This window comes from Lentibacillus kimchii (assembly GCF_042666895.1).
Classification (GTDB): Bacteria; Bacillota; Bacilli; order Bacillales; family Amphibacillaceae; genus Lentibacillus; species Lentibacillus kimchii.
This window is the reverse complement of record NZ_JBHTGR010000007.1, coordinates 1-26,812: the sequence shown is the minus strand read 5'-3', so window position 1 is coordinate 26,812 and position 26,812 is coordinate 1. Positions and strand designations below refer to the sequence as shown.

The following is a 26,812-nucleotide window of genomic DNA, read 5'->3' as shown; positions in this document are numbered from 1 at the left end:
AGATGTTTGAATCGCTGGAGGAACAAGTTTAAACGACTAAAACACTGGCTAACTAAATTCAAAAGGGATAGGGTCATTTACACAAAATTATTGACGCCCCCTTTTAGCTAATAATAGTATATAAGTTATATTATAAACAGACATTATGTTTATGGAGGTGTTATCTTGAAATTGTTACACTTATCTATAAATGGGATAAATCTCTTTCGGGATGGACTTGAATTAGACTTTATAGCTCGACAACGAGTGACTGATAATAACAGCGAGAATTTGACTCACTTATTTAGTTCTATATATAAGCAAGATATTTTAGGTATTATTGGAATCAATGCTTCAGGAAAAACAACGGCTTTACGTTGGATTTCATTGATACTTGATATTTACTTACGAGAAGGAAAAGTGAATGATAAAGACCATCGGGTTTTATTGCAAAATCAAACTATAACGGCAGAGGCATATTTTTCTGACGGAATTAATTTATATAAAATTCAATCCTTGATAAAACCAGCAGAAGATGGTGAGCCGATTTTTGATGAAGAAAGACTCTGGATAAAGAAACAAACGAAAACTTTAAGCAGAATAAAATTGCTTGAATTCACAGATCACCATTTAGATACTGTACGTTCAAAAGAAGAATTATCTTTTCTCTCTGATTATATGAGTATTATGATATCACTTAAGAAAAAGCATGGTACAAATCCTATCGTGGTTGATCAGCTGCAGGATACAAACATTAATTTAATGAGAGTAATAGGGGATGTACCGACCGAGGTCATTCAATTTCTAGATGATAATATTGAGTATGTGTCTTATGATGGTAATTCTGAAGGAAAAATACATATTCAATTAAAATTTAAAAACAAAGAGGATATTATTTATATATATGATCCTTTGCAATTACCTATATATCTGTCTTCAGGTACCATCAAAGGATTGAATGTCTTCGCAGGAATCGAAAATGTTATGGCCAGCGGTGGCTTTCTAATTGTAGATGAATTGGAAAACCATTTTAATGAAGCGATTGTAAGAATGATTATACAAATGTTCAAACACAAAGATATTAACGTAATGGGTGCTACGCTAATTTTCACGACACATTATGCAGCACTTTTAGATGAATTTGACAGAAATGATACTATATATATTAGCTTTAAAGAAGAGACTTTGCATTTGAAAAACATGTATGATTTATTGGATAGAAATGATTTTAAGAAGAGTGACGTATATCAGAGTAGTTATTTAGGGAAAACGGCTCCTTCATATGAAGCTTATATGGGATTAAAAAATTATTTTTTGCAGCTTGGAAAAAATATACGAAATAAAATGGAGTCGAAATAAATGAGCATGGTCGCTTGTATTTGCGAGGGAAACGCTGAAAGAGCTGTTATAGATTTATTATTGGATCATGATTGTTTAAACTTTACACGGTCAGAAATGTTAGAAGGGGAAGTTCTAAAATATAGAAGTGCTAAGAGCTTTCAAAAAAACGTTTTAAATAAGACTATGAATGAAAAAATCAGGATTTATCGAATACTGGATTCAATAAATGAAAACTTTCAAATTACGGGACCTTTTGAAAAAAAGTCGAAGAAATTGTGAATGTCATTACTGCTCCAGAAATAGAGATGCTTATTATACATGCAGAGGATTGTTATGATGATTATTCCAAAAAAGGGCTGAAGCCAAGTGACTATGTTAAGCAGCAACTTAAAATGAGTAATATAAAAAATTATAACGTATTTAAAGACTATTTCAGTGATATAGATAAGTTAAAGAATGCTATTAGGGTTTATCACTCTAAAACAAAATATAAAGATAGTACTATTTATCAACGATTAATTAAATAACAGCCATATTAATCGTTGATTTCCAATGAGCGAAAAATGTATAAAATATCCAGACTCTGAGCCAGTGCTTCAGGCAAATTTTTATTAAGATAGTATATAGGGAAGATCTCTTGTAGATGTTGTATGCTAACTCTGCAGGGAAGGGTCTTCCTTTTTCTATGACCATCTTTTCATCTAATCCATTTATACAAACTGCTTTTCACATTCAGTTAAATTTTCTGCAGCAGGTAAGTTTGCTCAAGGTGTTAAAATTGAGTAGCACTTATATTGTGGTGACACTGCTCGATACGCAGGCTTTGTCATGACGGAGATAAAGAAGGCTCCGGAAATAGACGTCACTTATTATGCAAACTAGAGAAAAAGGTGGATTTAAGCGTGGGTTTGTTTAACATTTTAAAAAGAATCGTGGGTAAGGATAAATCAGCCCCGAAAGCTCTCGAAGAACAATCAGCATCAAATGTTAACGTGTCTGAAACGGCTGACAGTGAAACGCAACTGGACCCGATCTATCTTGAGCCATTATCGAATGGTCTATTGCCAGGTGAGGTTCTCTTAATTGATTGGATGGATGGCAAGGACACGAATTCGAACATCCCCGACTATTTTTCTGATAGATATGGCTTGGACCCCGAAACGTCCGTGGCTAAATTACGGGAAGAAGCATTTATGACGGAAGCTGGTTTGGTTGAATCATTACAGTCATTTAAAGTACCTGAACTCAAAGATATATTAAGGCAAAATGAGCTGAAGGTCTCCGGAAAAAAACAAGAGCTTATCGACCGTTTGATGGATTATTTAGACGAAGCGGTCATTCATAACTATATTCAGCAAAAGCCATTTAAACGAACGTCAAAAGGTCAGCAGGCTTTAGATGACTACGACTATATTGTGTCAGCTCATAAGAACGAATCAAAAGATGGTATTTATAATATGGGTGAAGCTATTAAGTATGTGAGTCAATTGGATTATCAGCCCAGTAATAGTGAGATTTCCTGGGCGCTGTTTCAGAATGCATTAGTAACGCATTACCAGAATCAGGACTTTCGTTCATATAGAAACGTTTATCATCATATGGCTCAGCAACTGCAGCGAGAAGAGGATTTTGAGAATGCCCTTCTATACTATCTGGAGATTTTTATAATCGATTTAAGTGGTCTTGAAAACGGTGATGGCCTCGAAAGTCCCGAACGTGTGCAGATTGTTCCTGGTATCATAAATAATATTGAAAACTTATATGCCAAGCTTGATCTTGATAAAGAATCCATTCAAGATCTGTTCGGACAAGCCTGGGAAAATGTTTCCTCTTCATTGCCATTTCATTCTTTGGACCAGGAAGCATGCTTTCAGCGTTTATTAGCGACTCTTTAGCTTACGTGCCTGTCACCACCCGGGTTTTGTCGTTTTATGTCGGAAACGCAGGGGTGACAGGCACTGTGTGTGAGTTATTTTTTGAGGATGATGCTATTTAATTGAATTATTCATGTCTTTGATCATTTTTTTGTAATAGAGAACATGACCAATCCAAAATCCCGCGTAAATCAATACGAATAAAGTGAGGTTCAGGAGAATAGGCCAGACTTCCAGTGACTGAAGTCCGGTGCCAAGCATGATAATATGAAAAACAACAAGTGATACTGAAAAATGCACGATCGTTTTTTTCAAGAGACTCCAATTCTCATTTTCATAGATGGAAGATGCAAAGCCGAAATACAGACCGATCAGCATGAATACGACTGTTGCAAGCCAAATTCGGGACAAGTTGTCGCTGTCAATTGAGAAATTTAAAATGGTCATGTAAATCAGCGTGAATATGCCGCCGTGAGCAAACCCCATCATACTTCGAAATAAAATCTTAGTCCCCATTTTTAATGACCTCCCATCATAAGCTGATTTTTTAATGCTTTGACATAATTACGTGATACATATTCCTTGTTTCCGGATTTAAAATAAACACATAGATTACCGTTGAAAGCTACTTCGAATCGCTGAATGTGTTCAATATTCCCGATTACTGACTTTGAAAACCGCTGGAATTTTTGTGATACCAGCAATTCTTCCACTTCATATAGCTTCATTTTTAATTCCATACGCTGCTTTCCCACTGCCGCAAAGACTTTGCGTCCCTCGGAAAATACGTAGTCGATGTCCTCTGGCTGGAGCAGTACCGATTGTTCCCCGTCGACTGCTACAATACGGCCTGGGTCTAAATTCTTGATTTTTTTAACCAGAGCATTCAAGTCTTCACTCCATTCCTTAGCATGAATCGTGACAAACGGTTCTTCATTATTTTCGTCGATATCAATTTGAATTTTCACTGATGCAGCTCACCTCCGATCTGTCTTAATTATGAGAAATAATGACAGATCTGACTACCACATTTGTATAAAATGCCGCCAATTTTGTATAACATGCCATATTCAGCTTATCAACGAAACAATCGGACGCGCCTGCTCCAGCGGGTGGCACACTTTGGTGCCTGTCACCACCCGGGTTTTGTCGTTTCATGTCGGAAAAGCAGGGGTGACAGGCACTGTTAATAGACTGGCATCTGCACTTGAACTTGACGTTAACGTTAATGTTATACTAATTGTTAGAAAATTGCATAAGGGAGGATGCTTATGAGTGAAGGTGAGGTCTATACCATTTCCGAACTCGCCAAGCAATTCGGGATTACGACGCGGACAATTCGGTATTATGAAGAGATCGGTTTGCTGCAGCCAGAACGCAGTGAGAGAGAACGGCGCTTATTTACTAGAAAAGAATACGTCCGTTTGCGCTTAATCATCCGTGGCAAAAAGTTTGGCTTTAACTTGGAAGAGATTGGCGACATGATTCAGTTGTTTGATCACGACCCATCCGGCAGAGCCCAGATGCAAAAGACGATGGCCTATGGCAGAGACAAAATAGAGGAGATAACGGCGCAAATTGATGATCTAATGCTTCTTCGTTCGGAAATGGCGGATTTAATGGATGACTTTCAAAAGCAATTACATGCGTTGGAGGGAGAAAAGGTATGAATATATCCGGACTGCTGGCTCATCAGGCAAGGAAAAATCCGAACCATGAAGGCATTGTTACCGATTCCGATCGCATCACGTATGGCGAATGGAACCAGCATGTTAATCAGCTGGCTGACAGTTTTCGGAAACTCGGGGTTGCCAAGGGCGATAAAGTTGTTTTGCACATGCCAAACACGAAAGAATTCTTATATACGTATTTTGCTGTGCACCGGCTGGGCGCGATTATTATCCCCATTAATGCCAAACTTGTCCAGCAGGAAATTTTATATATCGTGCGGCAAAGTGATGCCAAAGTATTTGTTACGCATGAAGATGTATTTGAACAGGTGAAGGATCTGCCTCAGGAAGCGAATCTCGATTATATAAAAACAGGACATAAAAAGGGCGAATGGTATTCATTTGAAAGGTTGCTCGAGCAAGGGTCACCTGATGATATTCCCTGTGATTTAATCGAGGGGGATGAAGCATCAATACTCTATACATCTGGTACGACTGGGCTGCCAAAGGGTGTTGTGTTCACGAATCGTAATATCCTGACGGTCGCAACTATGATCTGTATTGAAATGTCTATGAGTCCTGAAAGCAGAGTTCTTCATATGATGCCCTTAAGCCATTCCGCACCATTGCATTTATTTCTGATTGCAGGTACTTATGTGGGTGCTACTCACGTCCTGGCTTCAGCGTTTTCGCCGGAGACCTTGCTGCAAAAAGTCGACCGGGAAAAAACAACGCATTTTTTCGGTGCGCCGGTTGCCTATCTGACCACGGCCAAGCATCCTGATATTCAGCAATACGATCTGTCGTCAATGCAGTATTGGGTTTATGGCGGAGCGCCGTTGTCCCAGCATGATGTGCATCTGGTCAAAGATGCCTTCTCTACCGATCGGCTAATGTGTGTTTATGGTCCAACGGAGGCGGGTCCGAATGGGACGATTCTAACCTTTGATGCCCAGGATACGAAAGCCGGAAGTATTGGCAATCGCGCTGCCATGCAGTGTGAAATCAAAGTGGTGGATGAATCCGGCTTTGAAGTCAAAACAGACGAAATCGGCGAGATCATCTTGCGGGGTGAAGGCAATATGAAAGGTTACTATAAAGAACAAGAGAAAACAGATGCGGTGCTCAAGAATAATTGGTTTTACACGGGCGATATGGCCAAACAGGATGAAGACGGCTATTATTGGATGATCGACCGGAAGAAGGATATGATCATATCCGGCGGTGTTAATATTTATCCGAAAGAAATCGAAAATGTTCTCAGCACGCATCCAAACATTGCAGAAGCCGCTGTCATTGGTGTTCCGAATCCTGACTGGGGCGAAACTGTCAAGGCGTTTGTTGTGCCTGAAGAAGATGTTCACGATATAGAGGGTATGTGCCGCGCGTTTTTGGAAGGAAAGATTGCGCACGACAAAGTGCCGAAATTATATGACGTTTTGGAAGCGCTACCAAGAAATGCAACAGGGAAATTGTTAAAAACTCAATTGCGTGAGTAAAAGGGCTAAATAATGTTGGGAGGTTCATATGAATACGAATTTTTACAGGGAAGATCCTCATCTAAAAACCATACTCGAGGAACGTTTGTCTCCGGATTTTTTGGTGTTTGCCGATAACGAACTGGATCAGTTTGGTGCATTATGTGCGGGTGAGATTGACAGGCGGGCGGTTCATACCGATCGAAAAGGTCAGCCTGAACTCATCCCCTATGACAAAATGGGAAATGAGATATCATATGTCTGGCTGAATGAAGGGTACAAAAAAACAGTTGAGGAAACGTATAACACGGGCATTGTCGGCTATATTCATAAGGACATTCCTGAACTGGGACATAAGGGGAATTATGTCTATTCCTATGCGCAAAACTATTTGTTAGCGCATGCCGAGCCTGGTTTCGACTGTCCGGTTGCCCTGACTATGGCAACAGCCTATTTAATCGATCATTATGCTTCGGCAGCGCTGAAAGAAAGATTTTTGCCGCATGTTCTGGCAACAGGGGATACTGAGCTGTATGAAGGTGCTACGCTGTTAACGGAGCGCCAAGGCGGATCTGATGTCGGTGCTAATGACGTCAGAGCTGAGCGTGACGGTGAAATCTACCGCATTACTGGTGAAAAATATTTTGCCAGTAATGCTGGTGCCTGTGGCGTGGCGATGGTGCTCGCGCGTCTCGATGGTGCGCCGGAAGGAACGAAAGGATTGAGTTTATTCCTTGTTCCGTGGGAAGAAAACAGGGCTGGAAATCGGCTGCGGATTCGGAGACTGAAGGATAAATTAGGGGTTCGGGCGGTTCCATCAGCCGAAGTCGAATTTACCGGCGCAAAAGGCTATTTAGTAGGTGAGGAAAATCAAGGATTCTACTATATGGCAGAAGCTTTGAACCTGTCACGTGTTTCCAATGCCATCTCGTCGCTGGGGATTATGCGCCGTGCCTACTTGGAAGCCAGAGATTATGCCAAATACCGGGAAGCGTTCGGCAGTCAGTTGGTCAACTATCCTATGGTTGAGGAAACGTTAAGTGTTCTTGCAGCCAAGCAGGAAGTGGAAATGGACGCTGTCTTTAACATGATAACGCTGATGGATAAGGTGATGGGTCCCGATTCGAAAGACGTATCCGAACGGGAACGCATACTATTCCGGCTTTATGTCGCGACATTAAAAGTGGAAACCGCCAAGCAATCTATTCAATTCGCACATGAAGCTATTGAAATGCATGGGGGGAATGGGTATATTGAGGACTTTGTAACGCCGCGATTATTGCGGGATGCTCAGGTTCTAACCGTTTGGGAAGGAAGCGAAAACATCCTCGCTCTGGAAGTACTGCGGCTGATAAAAAAATACCAGGTGGAGCATCTCTTTGCAGATGACATGCATGACCGATTGACGACGGTGCGGACAGAACAGCAAGAAGACGCTTCAGATGACGTCATAGGCTGGATAGAATTTGTGGAATCTAAACTAAATGATTTAGTTGAAAGACTAGCAGCGGTTAAGACGTTATCTGAGGATAAACAAATCTATTATGCTAAAAAGGCAGCTAAACAAATGACTGATCTGTTAGAGAGCGTCACTGCGATCGAAGCCTTTGGTAAAGGCAATCAAAGACAGCAAGCCATTTCTGAGGTATTCCTCCATAATCTATGGCAAGAACATGAATTTCAAGAGAATCCCATAACACTTAAACACTTTGCCACCATTGTTGGTTAGACATCGGGTGTCTGCTCTGTCTCGTAGGTAGCTGGTTCCGCGCGGATCCTGGGTGGTGCCTGTTCCGGGGGAGTGCCTGTCACCACCCGGTTTTTGTCAAATAATGTCGGATTTGTGTGGGGTGACAGTGTCAGCGGAATTTTCGAAATTTATTATTTGAAAATATAGAATTTTCGCTTCCATTCATGTATAATGATTAGCAATGATTAAGGAGGGGACTTTTTTGGAGGAGAGACAACAGACTCTGAACACAAAAACGGGGAAAAAACGGAATTGGAAAAAAATCATATGGATCACGCTGGGCATCATGCTGCTATTATTAATTGGTATTATCTTTTATGCAAACGAATACATAAATAAATCACTTCCGCAGCTGGAGGGAGAAATTGACCTGCCAGGTTTAGAGCAGGAGGCAACGGTTGTCACGGACGATAGTGGTGTTCCGCATATTACTGCGTCCAATGATCATGATGTGTATATGGCACAGGGCTATGTGCAGGCACAGAACCGGATGTTTCAAATGGAGATGTCACGGCGCCAGGCCTCGGGAACCTTAAGTGAAGTGGTCGGAGAGAAAGCCGTTGATCAGGATAAATATTTTCGCACGCTTGGCCTGAGACGGGCTGCCGAAGCGTCTTACGATATGTATTCTGATGAATCCAAAGCCGTGCTCCAGGCATTTGCAGACGGCGTTAATGCCTATATAGAGGATGCAACTGAGGAAGGAAGTCTTCCGGTTGAGTTTACGCTGATGGGCATCGAACCAGCTGAATGGACAGTTGTGGATTCGTTGACCATTGGCAAATATATGGCCTTTGATCTCGGCGGTCATTGGGAACGCCAGGCATTCAACTATTACGCTTTAAACAGATTTCCCGAAGATAAAGCAATGGAACTGTTTCCGGATTACCCCGACAATAAACCAGCAATTATTGGTGATGGCGAGATGGATATAGCCGGCAGTTTTGATGAGGCTGTGATTCCTAATGATTTTAACGGCAGCAACAACTGGGCTGTAAGCGGGGAAAAGACAGAAAATGGCTCGCCGCTTTTGGCTAATGACCCGCATCTGGGTCTCGCCACGCCATCCATTTGGGTGCAGATGGTTTTGGAAACAGACGATATGAAGGTTGACGGCGTTATTTTTGCTGGTATTCCAGGAATTATTTTAGGACATAACGAGCAGATTGCCTGGGGTGTGACGAATGTTGGCCCGGATGTTCAGCAGCTCTATGTCGAAAAACGGAACCCGGACAATGCGGATGAATTTTTGTTTGAAGATGAATGGGAAGAGGCTGATGTGATCGATGAGCCGATTAAAGTGAAAGACGGCGAAACGATTGATTATCAGGTGACAGAAACGCGGCACGGACCGATCGTTTCCGAATTTGCTGAAGAAAGTGGCGAGGACGAGGTGCTTTCTTTAAGGTGGACGGCACTTGACCCAACAACCGAGCTGGAAGCCATTCTGGAGATTGACCGAGCGTCGGATTGGGATGAATTTGAACAGGGTCTGGAAAAGTTTCTCGCCCCTGCGCAGAATTTCGTATTCGCATCCAAAGATGGCACGATTGCTTATAAAGCCAACGGACGGATCCCGATATATGACGACGGCGAAGATGCGCTGCTCCCACTTGAAGGATGGAAGGAAGAAACGGAATGGGATGATTTTATACCATTTGACGAATTACCAAGGGTTGTGAATCCTGATAAAGGGTTTATCGCAACAGCGAATAATAAGATCACAGGTGATGACTACCCCTATCACATCAGCAACGTATGGGCCCAGCCGTACCGCTATGAGCGTATTGCCGAGGTGCTGGAATCCGGCGACAATCTGACGGCAGACGATATGCAGGATTTGCAAATGGACACCACCGATCTGCAGGCAGAAGAGTTCCTGCCCCAGTTTTTAGATGTATTGGAAGATGCGTCACTGAACGACCGTGAGGAAAACGCCCTGGAGCGGCTCGGGGAATGGGATTTCTCTGATGACAAGGAGGATGCTGAACCGCTGATTTTTCGCCGCTGGTATGAGGAAATACAGGCAGTGATCTATGGTGACGACATCCCGGAATCGATGATGGATCTGTTTAGTGCAGAAGGGCAGACAACCGATCAATTACTGCGTGCTGCTTTAGACGGTGAACAATCTGTTTGGATAGAGGAAGCAGGCGGTCTGGAGGATGTGCTTGATAAATCGCTGACGAAAACGTTGGACCAATTGGCTGACGAATTCGGTGATGATATGAATGATTGGGCATGGGGGGATTATCACCAAGTGCAGTTCGAGCACCCGTTATCAGGTATTCATCCGGTTCTTGAATACTTTTTTAACAACAAGGATCCGCTTCCGGTTGATGGCAGCAGTGTGACACCAATGGCAGCGTCCTATAGTGAAGACGGTCTGGTGGATCACGGGGCTTCCTGGCGCTTTGTTACGGATACGGATGATCTTGACACCGGCTATCACATTGTCGGCCCCGGCCAGTTCGGTCATTTCCGCAGTGACTGGTATGACGACCAAGTAGACGATTGGGTAGAAGGCGATTACCACACGACACGTTTTGAGATGGAAGAGGGCGAGACGCTGAAGTTGAAGCCATGAAGTTAGAGAGCCTGTTTCGCTGAATAAAAATAGATAGACCCCGCGAAATTGATATCTTGCGGGGTCTTGTCTGGTTTAAAAACGATATGGGATACTTTCCACAAGGAACCAGAAAATAAAATCATTAGCTGACAGCCTATGTTTCACTTTTGTCTCTGTCTCTAAGTGTGCGCTTCATGACTTTGCCACTGGGATTTTTAGGGAGTTCATTTATAAGATCCACTTGTTTGGGAGCCTTGAATTTTGACATCCGCTCTTTGCAGAATGTAATAATGGCTTCTTCGGTCAGCTCTATACCTTCCTTGGGGACGACGACAGCTTTTACAGCTTCAATCCAATAGGCATCTGGAATGCTTATAACAGCTGCTTCAGACACGCCATCCATTTGATAAATAGTCTCTTCAATTTCACGGCTGGACACATTGACGCCGCCGGTATTGATCATATCTTTCTTTCTGTCGACTATAGTAATGTACCCTTCTTTGTCTTTTACGCCAAGATCACCGCTGTGCAGCCATCCACCGCGAAAAACCTCGGCTGTCTTTTCCGGATCGTTCAAATAACCCTTCATGGCATGTGGCGTGCGATGCACAATTTCACCAACTTCGCCGCAGGGTACTTCATTGTTTTCATCATCCACAATTTTTGTTTGCGTATGAAGCGATGGGACACCTGCTGAGCCCAGTTTACGCAGCTGATCTTCAGGTTGGAGTGCTGTAGCCAGCGGAGCAACTTCTGTCTGACCATAAAAGTTCCAAAACCTCGCATTAGGAAGTCGCTCAGCTAATTCCTTCAGGACCTCTTTCGGCATAATTGCAGCACCGTAATAGCATTTTTCTAAACTGGACAGATCGTATTTGTCAAAGTCTGAATGCCGCAACAACGCTATCCATACAGTCGGAGGTGCGAATAGCTGCGTTGCGCCTTCCCTTTCAATTGTTTTAAGAATGCTGTCTGGGTCGGCGGATCCGAGAATAATGCCGCTGGAACCAAGATAGATGCTTGGTCCAAGAAATACATGCAGCTGAGCACTATGATAAAAGGGCAGCGCATGAACCAGAATATCCCGTGACTCCATTTTCCCATCAATGACGCTGCTGACATATTCGCTGATAATGCTTTTATGAGATAGCATAACGCCTTTTGGGGAAGTTTCGGTACCGCTTGTATATAGGACTTGTGCTACATCATCATCGTCAATCGAAATATCGACAAATTCTGTTGAATGGTCTTCACGTGCCTCAGCTAATGTTGTCCAAGCAGCCAATTCCACATCAGAAACATCAATTGTATCCATTAAATAGCAGTGGTTTATAACAAGATTCGTCGCTGCGTGTTCCAATAGAGGGGCATACTCCTTAGAAGCTATGAGATTGCTAACATTTGCATGTTCTAAAATGTATCGGACTTCCTCACGGGTTAGCATATAGTTAATTGGAATCATAATCGCTCCAATACGTGCCAAAGCAAACTTAACAACGACAAAATCCAGACTGTTTTTGGACATTACCGCAACCATATCGCCCTTTTTGATGTCATCAGTTATCATAGCATGTGCCGTCTGATTAACCCGATCGTCCAGTTCTGCGTAGTTTAAACGCTGATCGTTGTAAGTGAGTGCCATTTTATGCGGCATCCGTTCCCGCGTTCGTACAAGTAAATCCCCAAGTGTATTTCGACGCGCTCGCTGTAATAAAATGTCTGTGTCTTGAAACGTATCTGCTCTCATCATCACCAACTCCTTTATGGTCTAAAAAATACGATTGAACAAGCTTCTTTATTTCAGTATAAGTTAACCATAAGTTAAATATGATTTAAATCATAATATTTTAACACTTATAGTGCTACACTCCTATACGACATCGGCGATATACAAATTTAAGACCGTAAAGCAGGAGCAAACCGGGAAGTGACAGGCACCATCACCAAAATAATTGAAATTGAAATACCGGTGGATTAGCAAGTAGATAAGGGTCGCTTGTGAACTGAAAACGATATTTCGAGTATCAGCGTGTTTTGATAATGCCCTTTTAACGCAATCTCACGCTCAAATGCTATTTTGACAAAAGATTGGCGACTGCTTATGATGTATTTAGCAATACCTCTATTTCCCTCTGCGTCCATTCAAAGTCTGGTGAACGCAAGCAAGACACGTTTTTTTATTTCCATAAACGATCTCCAGCACCTAACCTTCACTCGGACCTCATTAAAATGAAATCCCTTAGATGACGATGCTCGTGTGGTGTACAGAGAATTTAATATAAAGGAGCTGTTAAAGATGAGTCATGATATTTTCGGAACCAATAAGGCCGGCGAAATCATTGCTTATTTGCGCTTTACCATGGGTGATATAAAATCTGGTTCGGTTTATAGTCTTCTGGATGTTGATGAATACCATGCAGGCGTGAGCGGAACTGGTGATGCAGCCACGTTTTCTGAGGATCAGCTTGCACAAGCACTGGATCAATATAGGCAGTATCATTTTCAATATTCCGGTGAGACGAACACAATTGACGACTTGCAGCAAACGGAAGTTCTTAAGTTTTTCAACAATTGTTTTTATGCAGCTAAAGCTGAGAAAACAGTCCAGATATTTTTTGGCTGAAGATAGAATTCTGTTGTCGCATCCATATGCAAGCCTTTAAAAAGGTTTAGATTATCGCTCACGATTAATGTAAACTGTTATGGATTCAGGGGATGAGATAGAGGCTATTGCACACGTGTCACTTGGAGCTATGGCGCATCTTATGCGATTGCCTGGCATGATGGCAACGACTGGTTAAGAGCGTGGTAAGAATTTCTTTAATGCATGCCAATGATTAATCCGAGAAACGCTAATAAAATACCGTCGATATAACTTATACCCAGGTAGGTTATAAGCGTTTTCTTTTTGCTTTGGTAATAAAGGTTTAATCGTTTCAATTTTAAAGGTTGAAAAGGTCGTAAAAGCGCCCATAAAACCCGTTCCAAAAAGCAGGTGCCACGACGTTTTGATATCTGTTCCGACAAGCAGCCCCAGTATAGTGTCACCTGAAAAGCCAAAAATCAAACTCAATCCGTAGCGGAGTAACGCTCCGATCATTCCGGCTATACCGATTAGAACATAAATCATCATTTCTCATCCTTTTTTATAAAAAAGCGGACTTTTATCACTATACTGGAAATAAGAGGTGCCAGATACATAAACAACTCTAAACAATTTGAATTATCTATTTTTATCGCACCTAATGAAACTGTCTATGTTAGACTTTAAGTTAATAGGGTTAGTCGATTTGCAAACGCTTTAACAGCTCAGAAATGTACTTCATGGCGAGTATACCATTTACAGTCTTATTGACAAAAACCGACAAAAACCGGGGAGTGACAGGCACCGCGCGCAATCGAGTGACTCAAAGAATGGAGGTGCTTGGAGGTTGGGTTCCAGGTACATAAACAAGGTACATACACAATTCTGAATTGTGTATGTACCTGGCACTTTTCATTAATTATCAAGCAATTTGGCTACTTCTTCCTTATGCTTGGTTTCGTCTGCAATCATATCTTCCAGTTTGACGACAAGATCCGTGTAGCCTAGATCTTCCGCTTGTTTTCTCCGAGTTTCATAGCGTTCAATCGTATCTTCTTCAGCTTTCCTGATCGCTTTTAGCAATTCTGTCGTTTCGGCAGGCTGCTCAACTGATGCTGCTTCAGTTGTTGGAACGCCGCCAAGTGCACTTATTTTTTCAGAAAGATAAAGGGCGTGGCCCATTTCATCGTTGATTTCCTCTGTGAAAAAATCTTTTAAAGCAGCACGGTGTATGCCAGTAACGACCGCTGCGCTATATGTGTATTGAATAGCAGCTCCGTATTCATGTGCCAAATCAACATTTAATCCGTCAACTAATTGTTGTACATTTTGATTCATGGTTATCTCTCCCTTTGTATGATTTAAAAGCAGGTGCAAAAACTCAATCAATAGGTCTGCAGCTGATCCAAGAGGATGCAGACGTCCTTGCGATATCTATTTACAATATATATTATATTATAATTATTATAATTTGTAAATACAAAAGAAGAAATTTCTAATAATAGTTACGCATCTTAGGATGACGTTGTTTAGATCGGGGTTTGGTGAAGTGCATCGATATGATATACAATGGTACCTTGAAATCTTTTAATTTAGATACACACCCTTGTTATCAATGTTGACAAAAAACGACAAAACGCGGGAAGTGACAGGCACCATCCGGAGGAGGAAGGATGATTCGTATGCGGCTGGTACGTGCTGGTATTCATTTTTATATAGTTGGCATTTTGATTCTGACATTTGGGATCGCTCTTACCATTTTATCAATGATGGGTACTTCCCCGTACGATTCATTACTGGTTGGTCTGAATCGTACGTTTGGCTTCACGGTAGGTACGTGGGAGGTAGTTCTCGGGTTGTCTCTGCTTATATTCAATGCCATTGCGGAAAAAAGGCGTCCTGAGCTTTTTGCGATGATTACATCTGTTATAACAGGGATTGGTATTGATTCCTGGTTATTTTTATTGGAAAATGTGGTAATTCCTGAAGCTTGGGCTGGTGAATTTGGTTATTATCTGTTGGGTCTTCTCTTTACATGTCTTGGGACTGCTTGTTATCTGCAGTCATCGATTGCACCGAATCCGCTCGATCGGGCTATGCTTGTGGTGACGAATCTAACAGGCTTGAGTGTAACGTATTCCCGTTCTCTCATTAGTATTGTTCTGGTTATTCTTGCCTTTTTCTTTGACGGAGCAATCGGTCTTGGAACACTTATCAATGCCTTGTTTTCAGGATTAATCATCAGTCTGTTTCTCCCGTACTTTGAAAGTCTTCATCATAGACTTCACCGGCGACTGGAGAGGGTATCCTGATGGTTGTATCCGACAACAAACGACAAAAACCGGGTGGTGACAGGCACCATGCATTCCCACAGATAAACAATTAAGCATCCGACACATATCATGCTGTAGACCATTTAAAAGAAAAGGGGCGAAACGCATGATAACATTTGGATCGTTTACAGGAAGCGTGATGGGTATCAGCAAAGTTGAACGTGGGGATGTTCCGGACGGCTGTGTGCAAATGGTGCATCTGCAAAATGAAGAAGGGACGCTTGCCAATTTTATTGTCAGTCCGGATACGTATGTGCTTAATCAGGAGATGATTACCATGGGGGATATTGTAACCGGCTATTACGATGCAAGCGCACCTATGATATTGATTTACCCGCCTCAGTATCCAGCTCTTGTCATGGTGAAGCAATGCCCAGACTTCAAAGTGAAGGTAAGCCATTTTAACAAGGATCTTGTAAGTGACGACAACAGATTAAGCCTGAACATGAATCCTTATACACGAGTGATGACCACCAACGGACAAATGTTTATGGGGCATCCTGGAGGACACGATTTGGTCGTGGTTTATAGTCCGTCAACCAAGAGCATCCCAGCGCAAACCACGCCTTATCAAGTTGTGGTGTTATGTCAGTGAGGCAGGAGGGAAGCTGCCCTCCTCTTCTGGTAGTCGAGGACAGCCGGAGCCTCATCTCTGTGTCAGCATTATAGATCACCACTATTTGTATTCGACATAATTCGTCAGAACCTGGGAAGTGACAGGCACCCAAGCCCAACTATTTGTATTCGACATAATTCGTCAAGAACCGGGAAGTGACAGGCACCCAAGCCCCTCTGCTTTTAACGTTGTCAATCAATCATTATACTGGTTATAGATCTATGTATTGAATAAGGAGACATATCCTATGCCCACATATATTCAGGAAGATTATGTACGTTGTGTATGGCCGAATGTTGCGCTTCCGTTAGGCAAAAAGGGTGACTTTTTGGTCAAACGTTTTAAAGAAAAGTATGGTATTAATATTGAGTATCTCGAAGAAACAACGACCTTGCCGCATCGCAGTGCTGAAGGCAGAAGAGTTGATCAGATATTCAATGTGCAAGGGGACAGCATCGAGAAGTTCGAGCAGATAAAATCTGAGATAGGCGCTTATTATGTCAAAGAGATTGTTCGGAATAAGCAGCATTATATCTATATCGAGCGCGTTTATTTAAGATATTTCAAACGGTCTGAGGATGAACTTATCAGAGAAGGGGAACTATCAAAAGAAGATGCCTATAATACGCTATAAATAGCTTTAACACATAAAGTACGTGCCGGAGCAGGCGACCATGGCTCGCCTCGCAACCCCGGCACATTTTTAAAAATGTGTCTGATGGCACCTAATTCGCGTTTAGGTTTTCTGCTAATTTGGCTACGTCTGGTACACCCCAGCCTGTGCAGTAATCCCAGCCGGGTCCGGCATGATAGCCTCCAATTCCCTGGGAACTGTTGTTGCCCGATACAATATCCCGAAAACCTTTTCCGCCGAGGGCATAAAGCTTTTCATGAATATGATCTAATGCGGGCAAATCCGCGTTTTCACGCTGCTGATTGATTCCCGCCAGGATGCCAGCCCATACCGGGGTGGCAGCTGAGGTTCCACCTACTGTCCCTGGATTGCCATCGAACGTAATAAAATAACCACTATTCGGATCCGCGTTTGCTGCAACATCTGGCACGCCGCGTGATTGTCCCTGAATGCCGGCTTCTTGCTGGTAAGACGGCATAGGAAAAATGCTGGATACACCGCCACCTGTGGCGCCATTATCGTTTGTATTGGTCCATGCTGTTTCCGATTCGACGTCTCCCTGATTCATCGCAAGCGTTGTGCCTCCGATGGACAAGGCGCTCGGACAACTGGCGGGCCCGAAGACGCTGCGTGTTTTAGCTACATTGGGTTGGTTTTTCCCATAAGCGCCGGTATCGCCGGAAGAAATACAAATGATCATTCCTTTTGATACGGCCACATTCATGAGTGCCTCCCAGCCTAATAAATCATTATCAGGAACGGAGGATTCTGAAACACCGTAACTGATCGATAAAATGGATGGCTGATTGTTGGTATCTGTCATGGCTGCATACAGAGCGTGCAGCATATGTAGCGAGAAAGTCCGGCTCGACGTTCCATTGGGTGCCTCATAAATAGCCATTTTCGCTTTTGGAGCTATCGCATAGGCCCATTCAATATCAAGTGTGGCCTCCCTGTCTTTTGGTGCGGATCCACTGGTATTCTGCTGACCATCAACGGAAACTATGGCAGGATTGTTCGGGACCTGCAAACCGGTTTCCATTGTAAAAACGTCCAGGCTGTTCTGGTTGAATCCGGAATTAAACTGCAGGATGCCGATGGTTTCGCCTTCTCCTGTAAAAGAGTCCGGAATATTATAAGCCGCCCGAATGTCATCTGGATAAAAGCCTTTTTTATCGGTACTGATCTGATGCGGACCGGAGCGGTGACCGGTCGGACGCGCGTCAATACCGACAACTGCATGGACGCCAGTCGGCTTCACCGGATCCGTATGTGGGTACCACGCCCCGTCCTGACGCATCGTCAAATCAACCTGAAACGCCTGGGAGATGATATCAAGCGTTCCCGCGATATCGATATAATACGGATTCTGTCCTTTAATCACGAAATGATTCGACCCGGCCCATTGACCAACGCTTTGGCTGTATTCAGAACTATCCAGAACCAGAGCCAAATGAATAATCTTCATAGAAAAACCTCCTGTCATAGCTTATTCTGCCGCGTAGGAAGGAAAAACATGCACGTATTTGCATGGATGGGGCTCTGCATGGGTGCCAGGTACATACACTATTCAGAATTGTTCATGTACCTGGCACTGCTTAATTCCTGATCTTTAATGTAAGCCTGGGGGTCTAAGAGCTCTGAATTAAAGTCTTTGAGTGGTGATCCTTCTTTTACGCGGTTTGGCCAATCCGGGTTGGCGAGAGCTCCTTTGCCAAGCGTGATAAGATCGGCATCACCTGCGTCCACTAATTTTGCTGCCTTTTCAGGGTCTTCTAAATGACCATTGGCGATAACGGGAAGCTTGCCGTATTTCTTAGCTAGTCCTGCCAGTGACAGACCCATTCCAAATGCCGGTTGTGTCGCATCGTATTCCGTTATATGGATGATGTCGACGCCTGCCTCAGCAATGGACTCAAAAATAATAGCTGCATCATCTTCGCCACCTGCCCATTGGTGTGAGAAGTCGTTTATTTTGGATTGCGAAATGCGAATACTCAATGGAAAATCGGATCCGATCGCATTCCGCACAGCACGAATGACCTCCTGCGCAAAACGTAAGCGGTTTGTCAGACTGCCGCCGTATTCATCTGTACGCTGATTGGTGTAATCCGTTAAAAATTGATCAACAATATAACCGTTTGCCCCGTGAATCTCCACACCATCGAAACCGGCATTTCGCGCACGGGTCGCCGAATTGGCAAACGACGTGATAACCTGATTGATTTGCTGCTTGGTTATTTCTTGAGGCACTGGAAATTTTCCGCTTCCGCCATACATCGCAAGCTGTTCCCCCTTTGGCTCTACAGGAGAAGGAGCAATTCGAGTCTCTGTACGAGGATTATCCTGGGACAGTGCGCCCGCATGCATCAATTGAGCAAAAATGGCAGATCCGTGCTGATGCACCGCTTGAATTACAGGTTCCCATCCTGCAGCCTGTTCTTCACTGGCGATCCCAGGCTGATTGAAATAGCCTTGACTGTGCGGTTCATCCGGGTACAAACCTTCTGTAAAAACAAGTGAAAACCCACCTTTGGCATATCGTTCATAATAACGGACCATCCGATCAGTGACCTGACCGTCCTCTGTTCCGCTTATACGTGTCATCGGCGAAACGCTCATGCGATTTTGTAGCTGTATCCCTTTCAACGAAAAATCCTGAAAAAGGGATGCGGTCTTTTCTGATACCATCCAAAAAGTCCTCCTCTAAATTGACAAGTCATGCTTTTCAATCGATCTGGTTTAAGTATTTACCAAATTGAGCTGAATAATTATAAGTGCCAGGTACATAAACAATTCAGAATTGTTTATGTACCTGGCACTGAAGCATCTGTCCTGTGCTATGTGGCAGATGTCAGGTGAACAAATATGCTATAATTGCTTTAGCAGTAGATACAGCAGGTGCGAATGAGTGAGATAAACAGGAAAGGATGGGGTGTATGAATTCAAATGATCATGTTACTGATCTATTAATTTCTTGTCCGGAGAATCCAGGTGTTATTTCAGCGGTTACGAATTTCTTGGCAGATCATCATGCTAATATTGTTCAGTTTGACCAAAATACAACGGATCCAAGTGCTGGCATGCTTTTTATGCGCATATCCTTTGAGCTGAAAGATTCGCGTGTATCTTATGATCAGGTAGAAGCAGATTTAGCTGCACTGGCAAGCGATTACGGGATGTATTGGGAGTTGAATCCTAAAAAGACGCGGAAACGCATGGCTATTTTTGTTTCCAAAGAAGGGCATTGTCTGACAGAGTTATTACTGCGCTGGCAATCGGGAGAAATCCCTGTGGAGATTCCGATGGTCATCAGCAATCATGACGACTTAAGGCATGAGGCCGAACGTTATGGCATACCTTATTATCATATTCCGGTAACCTCCGAAACAAAGGTGCAGGCTGAAGAAAAAGCTCTTAATCTAATGGAAGGGAAAGTGGATTTCATTGCCCTGGCTCGCTATATGCAAATCTTAACGCCTGAATTTGTAGCACATTACCCCAATCAAATTATCAACATCCATCATTCTTTCCTCCCTGCGTTCACAGGTGCGAATCCTTATGTGAAAGCCTTCAATCGAGGCGTGAAACTCATTGGGGCAACGGCGCATTATGTGACCAATGATCTTGATGAAGGCCCTATTATTGAACAAGACGTTCAACGGGTTAATCACCGGAGTACAGCAGATGATTTAAAAATCTCGGGACGTCATGTGGAAAAACAAGTACTGGCCACCGCCGTCTCCTGGCATGTAGACAACAAAGTGCTGGTGCACGGCAACAAAACTGTTTTATTTGTATAGGTGCCTGCTGGTGTCTGTCACCACCCGTTTTTTGTCGAATGACTGTGGTGTGTTCTAGAAGTAATTTTTCATTCTTTTAGTTTTTTTGTGATATAATTGAATTCAGTGACTGTTTTGTATAAATAATGGGGGAATAACATTGTATTTAGAAGGTATTTTGCCAAAAATGTCCAAACTATATTTGGGTCGCATTTTAGATAGTTTTTTAAAAAATGTACATATGGAAACTGAAGAAGAGATGAGAGAAGTCATCCTGCGCAACATAGAAGAATTCAAAAATGAAGAGCGTATTATCAACAATCTGGATTTTACTAAGGAAACCAGAGATGTTGCTCTGCTGAACGAAATGATTTTAATGTCCTTAATGGAACAAGAAGGTTATATTTCAACTGAGAACGGTCTCTATCAAATGGTCGAGGAATTGGAAATAGGTATTTTAGACCAGAGCCGCGACGACGATTTCATGAATAAGGCTATTCCGAGTGAAGCAAAAAGGATATTTAGCTCAGTTTTAACGGAGGCGTGGAAAAAAGATGACTACCTAAATGAACATGAGATCAATATTTTAAATGTTTTACGTAAAGAACTGCACTTATCGAAGCGTGATCAATACTTACTGGAATGCCAGATTGGACGTTTCCCGCAGAAACACAATAAATTGCACACCACGCAGCAAGTCGGAAAATCACTCATTAACCTGCAATCCAGAGGTCTTATCCTGCGTTTCCGAGAAGATACATCTTATTATGTTATTCCTGCAGAAATTGAACGAACGCTGCGTTATGAAATGGGCGTTGAATTAAGAGATGAAGTTTATAAGACGCTGCTTCAAGATTTGAGTGTTGATCAGTTGAAGAAGATTCTGGATGAAATGGATATCGGCGTCAGTGGACGTAAAGGGGATTTAGTGAAACGTATTATAACCCATAATATCCTTCCATCTACATCTCTCAATATATTTGGAACGTCAGAGCTTACGGATATTTTACGCGAACTTGAAGGTGCCAAAATTAGTGGAAGTAAAGAGGACAAAGTGCAGAATATTATTGAGTATTATGAAAAGTTATCCACACCTACTTTATCTGATCCGACAGATCAAAGGTCAAGGCTATTCGATTTCTTTGAAGAGCTTGCTGCAAGAGATTATAAGACATTACGCATCAATAAAATCATAGATAAAGATGTAGAATCAGAAAATGACTTTGAGAAGGCTACGCGCTATACTTTTGAAAAGAAACTTGGATTAACGCTGGCTGATATGAAAGGTACTAGGCATGCAGATGGAAAAGTGCTATTTAATCAGCGGGAAGTTGTCTTGTGGGATAATAAAAGCACCGAAGAACCTTATACTTTTCCTGAAAAGGATTTTAACCAATTCTTACGCTATATTCGTTCTGATGAGATGCGCGTGACACTCTTTTTAGTTATCGTACAGGACTACACGAAAGAGGCTGTTGCTCAAGCTCAGAAATTAAAGGCTTTTTCAGAAGAAGACACAGATGTTGCCTTGATTAAGGCGGCTGATTTAAAATATACCGCGGAAGAATGGCAAAGCTTTTCGGATAAAACGAATCCAGTTTTTGATTTGCAGGTTTTTAATCTGACGGGTGAATTAACCCGGAATCAGCTGATCAGCAGGATGCAATGGGCTCTCTAATAGTGACCATTTCACCGCTGGTGCCTGTCACCACCCGTTTTTTGTCGAATGCACCATTCAGCAGAGGTGACGATAGAATGGATTGATATATGTATCAATTCATTAAAGATAACGTGCGATATTGTTCAGCAGCACTAATAGAGGGAGAGATTAACTGTTGTTTTTAAAACCGCTTGTCGCCGCCTTAATATCAGGAGGTCTCTACTTTATTTTTATAGTAAGAATTATTAAGAAAAAAGGCAAAGAAAATTCTAAGCCATATTTAGGCGGGATTATATATACTATTCTTATCTTCCTTGTATTTTTAACAGTATATAACTTTTAATTGAGTGACTTTAAATGAGGGATCCGTAAATGAGATGTTTCACTGGTTGTCTGCGCATCTGGCTATCGAACAACGTAGCCAGGTAAGGCAATTCAAATGGCACAGAGGGGCGAAAGCTAAATGAAGATACCAATCCAGATACTAGTGGTCATAGCCAGTATCAATAGCATTTTTTCATGGGTGGATACATCCTTATCATCGTTAATTCGCATCTTCAGAACAAGACCAATCGCTATAACACTTATGACGAACACCCCAATGGCACCCCACAGGCGGTCTGATCCCATCCAAAAAGCACAGACTGCTATCATAGCAAAATAAATGAGAGCAGGCAGTCTGGCAAACGCTAATCCAAATCGGTCGACAGCCCACACGACACTGGTGACTTTAGCTGGTGAAGCAGCTCTGTCTGCTTTATGATCCGGAATATGGTGAATCATGACCCATGCACTGCAAAATAACGCATTAATCACAGCGTTTTGTAATGCCCACTCAGGAATTGTATCAAGTGCTATCCAAGCGCCTCCTAATCCGAGCATCAAAACAGCTGGGAACATGGCTAACCATTCGCCGATAAATGGCTTATAGCTCAATTGTAGCGGTTTAAGTGAATAAGACCAGGCACTCCAGAGTCCAATCGCCAGCAGAATGGCTAACTTGTAAAACCCGGCCAAAACAAACATTATGATAACAAACAGTGTAGCTGATATAAGCTGTTTGCCGAGGCGTGATAGACGTGAAACAGTGATCATATTATTCTGAATCAATCGGCTGCCGCCAGACAATATAGCCGGACTGTTTTGATCAGTTCCCGATAAATAATCGGCATGATCATTTAAAACATGAGTTAAAACGCCATGAATAAACACACCGCCAAACAATAGGATCAAAAAGATGAAAAATAGTTTTTCATTAGGGACTTGGCTATACAAAAAGAGAGGAAGCATTGTGGATACAATAGTCGCCACACTCGACGATACAACGGCAATAAGGCGAATTAACGTCCAGCCGGCTCTTAACTTGTTTAAGAAATTCTGTGGCATAGGAGTGCCCACTCCCCTCTAGCTACTTGGAAAAACAATCTTTAGTTATTATTCGACAATGAGTGGCATAAACCCTTTCCTGAATCCTAGAAATTCTTTAGGTGCCAGGCACTGTTCGCATTTAGACAGAGTTTGACAAATTTCGGGAAGTGACAGGCACCCTGCAACAATATAAAATCATTTATGTTTCTGATAGAATAAAATTTATTGGGTCATGTTTTGATTTGCTACAGTGACAGCAATGATGGTTTATAATTAGCAATAAATGGTTTCAGTGGAATGGGAGGTAGTTTACAGTGGCAAAGCGACAGGACCGCCGGAAACGTAAAAAACGCAAATGGCCGTGGATTTTGCTTATTGTTGTGCTAGTGGTCGCAGGCGCTGGAACTGCTTATGGCTATTCTATTTGGCACAACGTCAAAAGCACGGTTGATGATCAACTGCACGAGCCGGTTTCGGGAATCGATACAAAGGTCACGAAGCGAAAGGTCACGGATCAGGAACCTATTAATCTCTTGCTGCTTGGTGTTGATGAACGCAAGGGTGATAAAGGACGCTCTGATACGATGGTTGTGATGACACTGGATCCAGCAGAAGATCAAATGCAGCTGGTCAGTATTCCACGTGATACGCGCACGACTATTGTTGGTCACGGGACGGTAGACAAGATCAATCATTCATATGCGTTCGGTGATAGTGAGATGTCAGTCGATACGGCGGAAAATTTTCTCGATATTGACCTGGATTATTACGTCCGTATGAACATGGAAGGTCTCGATCAGCTGGTAGATGCAGTTGACGGCATTACTGTGATGAACGAGCGCGCATTCTCACAGAACGGTCATTCGTTTGATACCGGTGAGCTGCAGCTGAATGGTGAAGAGGCTCTCGCATATGTCCGCAAGCGAAAAGGTGATCCTGAAGGCGATTTGGGACGTAATGGACGACAGCGTCAGGTGATTGAGGGCATCATCAAGAAAGGTGCCAATTTTAAAGTCGTGAACAAAATCGGCAGTATCATGGATGTTCTTGGTCAGAATATGACCACGAACATGACTTTTTCCGATATGAAGGACCTGGCCACCAACTACCGCAGTGCCCGGAAAGATATCAGTGATTATCAAATGGCCGGTGAAGGCACACGCATTGACGATAGATATTATCAAATAATGTCCGATGAAGAAATTGCAAAAGTGCATGACATGATTACGAAATTTGGCTCGTAATGGTGCCTGGCACGACCCGAATTTTGTCGAATAATCTAGAATGCAGGGAGGCAGCAACTATGAAAATTGCAGTCGCCGGGACAGGCTATGTCGGTCTGTCCAATGCCGTTCTGCTCGCTCAGCATAATGAGGTTGTCGCTTACGATGTTCTTGAGGAGAAAGTGACGATGATTAATGCGGGAGAATCTCCCGTTGTCGATCCGGAGATAGAGAATTTTCTCACCTATAAGGATTTGAATTTGACCGCTACAACTGACAGTGAAATTGCTTTTGCAGACGCTGATTACGTGATTGTTTCCACGCCGACTAACTATGATCCTGATCAGAATTATTTTGACACATCCACCGTTGAGACAGTTATTGGTCAGGTGCTGGATGTAAACGCTGATGCGGTGATTATCATCAAATCAACGGTTCCTGTCGGCTATACGAAGAAGGCTTGCGTTACATTTGCCACAGATAATATCATCTTTTCACCAGAATTTTTGCGGGAGGGCAAGGGTCTTTATGACAATTTATATCCATCCCGCATTATTGTCGGTGAGCAGTCTGAACGCGCCCGCACGTTTGCCAGTCTTCTGGTTCAGGGAGCAGATAAGGAAAATATTGATGTGCTGCATACGAACGAGACCGAGGCTGAAGCGATTAAGCTGTTTGCAAATACGTATCTGGCCATGCGCGTTTCGTTCTTTAATGAGCTCGACTCCTATGCTGAAGTGCGCGGCCTCAATTCGAAGCACATTATCGAAGGTGTCGGACTCGATCCGCGTATCGGCAACCATTACAATAATCCGTCCTTTGGCTATGGCGGTTACTGCCTGCCGAAAGATACGAAGCAGTTGCTGGCGAACTACGAAGACGTGCCGAATAATATTATGAAGGCGATCGTGGATGCGAACAGCACCCGGAAGGATCATATAGCAAACATGATTATCCAGCGCCATCCGAATGTTGTTGGGATTTACCGCCTTACGATGAAGACTGACTCTGACAATTTCCGGCAATCTGCTATTCAGGGCGTGATGAAGCGTCTTAAGGCGAAAGGCATCGAAGTCATCGTCTATGAGCCTAATCTGCACGATGAAACATTTTATAATTCCCGCGTTGAGAACGACTTTTCAGCATTCAAACAGTCAGCAGACGTGATCGTTGCCAACCGAATGACGGATGATCTGCGGGATGTAGCGGAAAAAGTCTATACACGCGACTTGTTTAGTCGGGATTAAGGGGGTACCTGCCAATTGTTCTGATATTCAGTAGGCGTGTCTACAATCGAATCTTTTCTGGAAAAAGTGCTATACATGACACTTTTTTCGTGTGGAAAGCGATTATTAGATGAGAGGCGGTTGCGTTGCAGCCATTAAAAAAGGGCAGCTTTTCATTTATCAGCTGCCCCTTCCAGGTTTTTTTTAATCCTTAAGCCACTCACGAGCCGTCTCCGCATGGTCGGGCGTGAAATAATTCACTTCAACACCTGGAAAGAGATTTTCCAGTTTGGCATCAGCTTTGAGCCAGGTTGTGTCTGTGACCACTGCTGCTTTTTTCATACTTCTTATATACCGAATCATTTTTAGATCTTCAACAAGCCCTTTCAGTGTCACACCTTCCATATTTTCAACCGTGATGAGCAAATTAACTGGTTCTTGCTCCGTCATTTTCTGTTTGAACGTTTCTTCAAATGCCTCGATATCCGATTTGTCGACGTTCCCGTTGATGGCCATCTCGATAATAGGGCTGTTCGTCTGGGTGGTCACATTGATCATCTTCAACACATCCTTTCCGTTCTACAAACAGCATTCCTCATCAGCTAGTAAGTCAAACATACATGGTGCCTGTGGTCAATACCCCATTTTTCGGACAAGAAAATATTCGACACATTGATCATAAATGATCATGTTTATTCGATTGTTTGCTTGTGATTCAGGCTGCC

Annotated in this window: 24 protein-coding genes; 15 read left to right on the top strand and 9 right to left on the bottom strand. The window is 42.9% G+C overall.

Annotation, left to right across the window (positions count from 1 at the left end):
- Positions 1–165 precede the first annotated feature (165 nt).
- The 3 genes from ACFQU8_RS05155 to ACFQU8_RS05145 all read left to right on the top strand — a co-directional run bounded on the left by ACFQU8_RS05155 (position 166) and on the right by ACFQU8_RS05145 (position 3,215).
- Positions 166–1,338: an AAA family ATPase gene (locus tag ACFQU8_RS05155; protein WP_382358130.1), complete on the top strand. Its 1,173-nt coding sequence runs from the start codon at positions 166–168 to the stop codon at positions 1,336–1,338.
- A gap of 257 nt (positions 1,339–1,595) precedes the next feature.
- Entirely contained in the window at positions 1,596–1,847 is a 252-nt protein-coding gene (locus ACFQU8_RS05150; protein WP_382358129.1) for a hypothetical protein, read from the top strand.
- Positions 1,848–2,222: 375 nt separating this feature from the next.
- Positions 2,223–3,215: an SAP domain-containing protein gene (locus tag ACFQU8_RS05145; RefSeq protein WP_382358128.1), complete on the top strand. Its 993-nt coding sequence runs from the start codon at positions 2,223–2,225 to the stop codon at positions 3,213–3,215.
- A gap of 93 nt (positions 3,216–3,308) precedes the next feature.
- Here ACFQU8_RS05145 and ACFQU8_RS05140 read toward each other — a convergent pair whose 3' ends face one another.
- Entirely contained in the window at positions 3,309–3,710 is a 402-nt protein-coding gene (locus ACFQU8_RS05140; RefSeq protein ID WP_382358127.1) for a DUF3021 domain-containing protein, read from the bottom strand.
- A 2-nt stretch (positions 3,711–3,712) separates the two neighbouring features.
- Positions 3,713–4,162 carry a LytTR family DNA-binding domain-containing protein gene (locus tag ACFQU8_RS05135; RefSeq protein WP_382358126.1) on the bottom strand — a complete coding sequence of 150 codons (450 nt, stop codon included), beginning with the start codon at positions 4,160–4,162 and terminating at the stop codon, positions 3,713–3,715.
- A 303-nt stretch (positions 4,163–4,465) separates the two neighbouring features.
- Here ACFQU8_RS05135 and ACFQU8_RS05130 point away from each other — a divergent pair, with 303 nt between their 5' ends.
- The 4 genes from ACFQU8_RS05130 (at position 4,466) to ACFQU8_RS05115 (ending at position 10,679) form a co-directional block, all read left to right on the top strand.
- The gene (locus ACFQU8_RS05130; protein ID WP_382358125.1) at positions 4,466–4,864 is read left to right on the top strand and encodes a MerR family transcriptional regulator; all 399 of its coding nucleotides are present in this window, start codon (positions 4,466–4,468) and stop codon (positions 4,862–4,864) included.
- Positions 4,861–6,363, top strand: coding sequence for a class I adenylate-forming enzyme family protein (locus ACFQU8_RS05125; RefSeq protein ID WP_382358123.1), 1,503 nt, complete (start codon positions 4,861–4,863; stop codon positions 6,361–6,363). Before ACFQU8_RS05130 ends, ACFQU8_RS05125 begins: the two co-directional genes overlap by 4 nt.
- A 28-nt stretch (positions 6,364–6,391) precedes the next feature.
- On the top strand, positions 6,392–8,071 hold the full coding sequence (locus ACFQU8_RS05120) for an acyl-CoA dehydrogenase family protein (protein ID WP_382358122.1): 1,680 nt from the start codon (positions 6,392–6,394) through the stop codon (positions 8,069–8,071).
- 202 nt (positions 8,072–8,273) lie between these two features.
- The gene (locus tag ACFQU8_RS05115; protein WP_382358121.1) at positions 8,274–10,679 is read left to right on the top strand and encodes a penicillin acylase family protein; all 2,406 of its coding nucleotides are present in this window, start codon (positions 8,274–8,276) and stop codon (positions 10,677–10,679) included.
- 136 nt (positions 10,680–10,815) lie between these two features.
- Here ACFQU8_RS05115 and ACFQU8_RS05110 read toward each other — a convergent pair whose 3' ends face one another.
- Positions 10,816–12,408 carry a fatty acyl-CoA synthetase gene (locus ACFQU8_RS05110; protein ID WP_382358120.1) on the bottom strand — a complete coding sequence of 531 codons (1,593 nt, stop codon included), beginning with the start codon at positions 12,406–12,408 and terminating at the stop codon, positions 10,816–10,818.
- Between the two features lie 549 nt (positions 12,409–12,957).
- Between ACFQU8_RS05110 and ACFQU8_RS05105 the strand changes: the two genes are divergently transcribed.
- Positions 12,958–13,284 (top strand): hypothetical protein, encoded by a 327-nt coding sequence (locus ACFQU8_RS05105; protein ID WP_382358119.1) that lies wholly within the window; start codon positions 12,958–12,960, stop codon positions 13,282–13,284.
- 174 nt (positions 13,285–13,458) lie between these two features.
- Here ACFQU8_RS05105 and ACFQU8_RS05100 read toward each other — a convergent pair whose 3' ends face one another.
- Together ACFQU8_RS05100 and ACFQU8_RS05095 are read right to left on the bottom strand one after the other, a co-directional pair.
- Positions 13,459–13,791, bottom strand: a complete 333-nt coding sequence (locus tag ACFQU8_RS05100; RefSeq protein ID WP_382358118.1) for a fluoride efflux transporter FluC — start codon at positions 13,789–13,791, stop codon at positions 13,459–13,461.
- Positions 13,792–14,160: 369 nt separating this feature from the next.
- A complete protein-coding gene (locus ACFQU8_RS05095) occupies positions 14,161–14,583 on the bottom strand; it encodes a ferritin-like domain-containing protein (RefSeq protein ID WP_382358117.1) in 423 nt (140 codons plus the stop codon).
- Between the two features lie 344 nt (positions 14,584–14,927).
- Here ACFQU8_RS05095 and ACFQU8_RS05090 point away from each other — a divergent pair, with 344 nt between their 5' ends.
- From ACFQU8_RS05090 to ACFQU8_RS05080, 3 genes are all read left to right on the top strand, one after another.
- Positions 14,928–15,557, top strand: coding sequence for a YczE/YyaS/YitT family protein (locus ACFQU8_RS05090; protein ID WP_382358116.1), 630 nt, complete (start codon positions 14,928–14,930; stop codon positions 15,555–15,557).
- A gap of 127 nt (positions 15,558–15,684) precedes the next feature.
- Entirely contained in the window at positions 15,685–16,173 is a 489-nt protein-coding gene (locus ACFQU8_RS05085; protein ID WP_382358115.1) for a hypothetical protein, read from the top strand.
- Positions 16,174–16,441: 268 nt separating this feature from the next.
- Positions 16,442–16,828 carry a hypothetical protein gene (locus ACFQU8_RS05080; RefSeq protein WP_382358114.1) on the top strand — a complete coding sequence of 129 codons (387 nt, stop codon included), beginning with the start codon at positions 16,442–16,444 and terminating at the stop codon, positions 16,826–16,828.
- Between the two features lie 91 nt (positions 16,829–16,919).
- On the opposite strand, the gene ACFQU8_RS05075 is transcribed toward ACFQU8_RS05080, so the two are convergent.
- Both ACFQU8_RS05075 and ACFQU8_RS05070 read right to left on the bottom strand, forming a co-directional pair.
- Positions 16,920–18,296, bottom strand: coding sequence for a S53 family peptidase (locus tag ACFQU8_RS05075; protein WP_382358113.1), 1,377 nt, complete (start codon positions 18,294–18,296; stop codon positions 16,920–16,922).
- Between the two features lie 98 nt (positions 18,297–18,394).
- The gene (locus tag ACFQU8_RS05070) at positions 18,395–19,519 is read right to left on the bottom strand and encodes an NADH:flavin oxidoreductase (RefSeq protein WP_382358112.1); all 1,125 of its coding nucleotides are present in this window, start codon (positions 19,517–19,519) and stop codon (positions 18,395–18,397) included.
- Positions 19,520–19,767: 248 nt separating this feature from the next.
- On the opposite strand from ACFQU8_RS05070, the gene purU reads away from it, so the two are divergent.
- Entirely contained in the window at positions 19,768–20,631 is an 864-nt protein-coding gene (gene purU, locus ACFQU8_RS05065; RefSeq protein ID WP_382358111.1) for a formyltetrahydrofolate deformylase, read from the top strand.
- A 139-nt stretch (positions 20,632–20,770) separates the two neighbouring features.
- Entirely contained in the window at positions 20,771–22,288 is a 1,518-nt protein-coding gene (locus tag ACFQU8_RS05060) for an SAP domain-containing protein (RefSeq protein WP_382358110.1), read from the top strand.
- Between the two features lie 441 nt (positions 22,289–22,729).
- On the opposite strand, the gene ACFQU8_RS05055 is transcribed toward ACFQU8_RS05060, so the two are convergent.
- Positions 22,730–23,656, bottom strand: a complete 927-nt coding sequence (locus ACFQU8_RS05055) for a prenyltransferase (protein WP_382358109.1) — start codon at positions 23,654–23,656, stop codon at positions 22,730–22,732.
- 296 nt (positions 23,657–23,952) lie between these two features.
- On the opposite strand from ACFQU8_RS05055, the gene ACFQU8_RS05050 reads away from it, so the two are divergent.
- The gene (locus ACFQU8_RS05050; RefSeq protein WP_382358108.1) at positions 23,953–24,882 is read left to right on the top strand and encodes an LCP family glycopolymer transferase; all 930 of its coding nucleotides are present in this window, start codon (positions 23,953–23,955) and stop codon (positions 24,880–24,882) included.
- Between the two features lie 59 nt (positions 24,883–24,941).
- The gene (locus tag ACFQU8_RS05045; protein WP_382358107.1) at positions 24,942–26,108 is read left to right on the top strand and encodes a nucleotide sugar dehydrogenase; all 1,167 of its coding nucleotides are present in this window, start codon (positions 24,942–24,944) and stop codon (positions 26,106–26,108) included.
- Positions 26,109–26,291: 183 nt separating this feature from the next.
- Here the strand turns inward: ACFQU8_RS05045 and ACFQU8_RS05040 are convergent, their stop codons facing one another.
- Positions 26,292–26,645 carry a SpoIIAA family protein gene (locus ACFQU8_RS05040; protein WP_382358106.1) on the bottom strand — a complete coding sequence of 118 codons (354 nt, stop codon included), beginning with the start codon at positions 26,643–26,645 and terminating at the stop codon, positions 26,292–26,294.
- Between the last annotated feature and the right edge of the window lie 167 nt (positions 26,646–26,812).

Excerpts from the sequence above, each read along its gene's own strand:
- ACFQU8_RS05140 (WP_382358127.1), bottom strand. The coding sequence starts at position 3,710 with ATGGGGACTAAGATTTTATTTCGAAGTATGATGGGGTTTGCTCACGGC.
- ACFQU8_RS05130 (WP_382358125.1), top strand. The coding sequence starts at position 4,466 with ATGAGTGAAGGTGAGGTCTATACCATTTCCGAACTCGCCAAGCAATTC.
- ACFQU8_RS05125 (WP_382358123.1), top strand. The coding sequence starts at position 4,861 with ATGAATATATCCGGACTGCTGGCTCATCAGGCAAGGAAAAATCCGAAC.
- ACFQU8_RS05120 (WP_382358122.1), top strand. The coding sequence starts at position 6,392 with ATGAATACGAATTTTTACAGGGAAGATCCTCATCTAAAAACCATACTC.
- ACFQU8_RS05115 (WP_382358121.1), top strand. The coding sequence starts at position 8,274 with ATGATTAAGGAGGGGACTTTTTTGGAGGAGAGACAACAGACTCTGAAC.
- ACFQU8_RS05110 (WP_382358120.1), bottom strand. The coding sequence starts at position 12,408 with ATGAGAGCAGATACGTTTCAAGACACAGACATTTTATTACAGCGAGCG.
- ACFQU8_RS05105 (WP_382358119.1), top strand. The coding sequence starts at position 12,958 with ATGAGTCATGATATTTTCGGAACCAATAAGGCCGGCGAAATCATTGCT.
- ACFQU8_RS05100 (WP_382358118.1), bottom strand. The coding sequence starts at position 13,791 with ATGATTTATGTTCTAATCGGTATAGCCGGAATGATCGGAGCGTTACTC.
- ACFQU8_RS05095 (WP_382358117.1), bottom strand. The coding sequence starts at position 14,583 with ATGAATCAAAATGTACAACAATTAGTTGACGGATTAAATGTTGATTTG.
- ACFQU8_RS05090 (WP_382358116.1), top strand. The coding sequence starts at position 14,928 with ATGCGGCTGGTACGTGCTGGTATTCATTTTTATATAGTTGGCATTTTG.
- ACFQU8_RS05085 (WP_382358115.1), top strand. The coding sequence starts at position 15,685 with ATGATAACATTTGGATCGTTTACAGGAAGCGTGATGGGTATCAGCAAA.
- ACFQU8_RS05080 (WP_382358114.1), top strand. The coding sequence starts at position 16,442 with ATGCCCACATATATTCAGGAAGATTATGTACGTTGTGTATGGCCGAAT.
- ACFQU8_RS05075 (WP_382358113.1), bottom strand. The coding sequence starts at position 18,296 with ATGAAGATTATTCATTTGGCTCTGGTTCTGGATAGTTCTGAATACAGC.
- ACFQU8_RS05070 (WP_382358112.1), bottom strand. The coding sequence starts at position 19,519 with ATGGTATCAGAAAAGACCGCATCCCTTTTTCAGGATTTTTCGTTGAAA.
- purU (WP_382358111.1), top strand. The coding sequence starts at position 19,768 with ATGAATTCAAATGATCATGTTACTGATCTATTAATTTCTTGTCCGGAG.
- ACFQU8_RS05055 (WP_382358109.1), bottom strand. The coding sequence starts at position 23,656 with ATGCCACAGAATTTCTTAAACAAGTTAAGAGCCGGCTGGACGTTAATT.
- ACFQU8_RS05045 (WP_382358107.1), top strand. The coding sequence starts at position 24,942 with ATGAAAATTGCAGTCGCCGGGACAGGCTATGTCGGTCTGTCCAATGCC.
- ACFQU8_RS05040 (WP_382358106.1), bottom strand. The coding sequence starts at position 26,645 with ATGATCAATGTGACCACCCAGACGAACAGCCCTATTATCGAGATGGCC.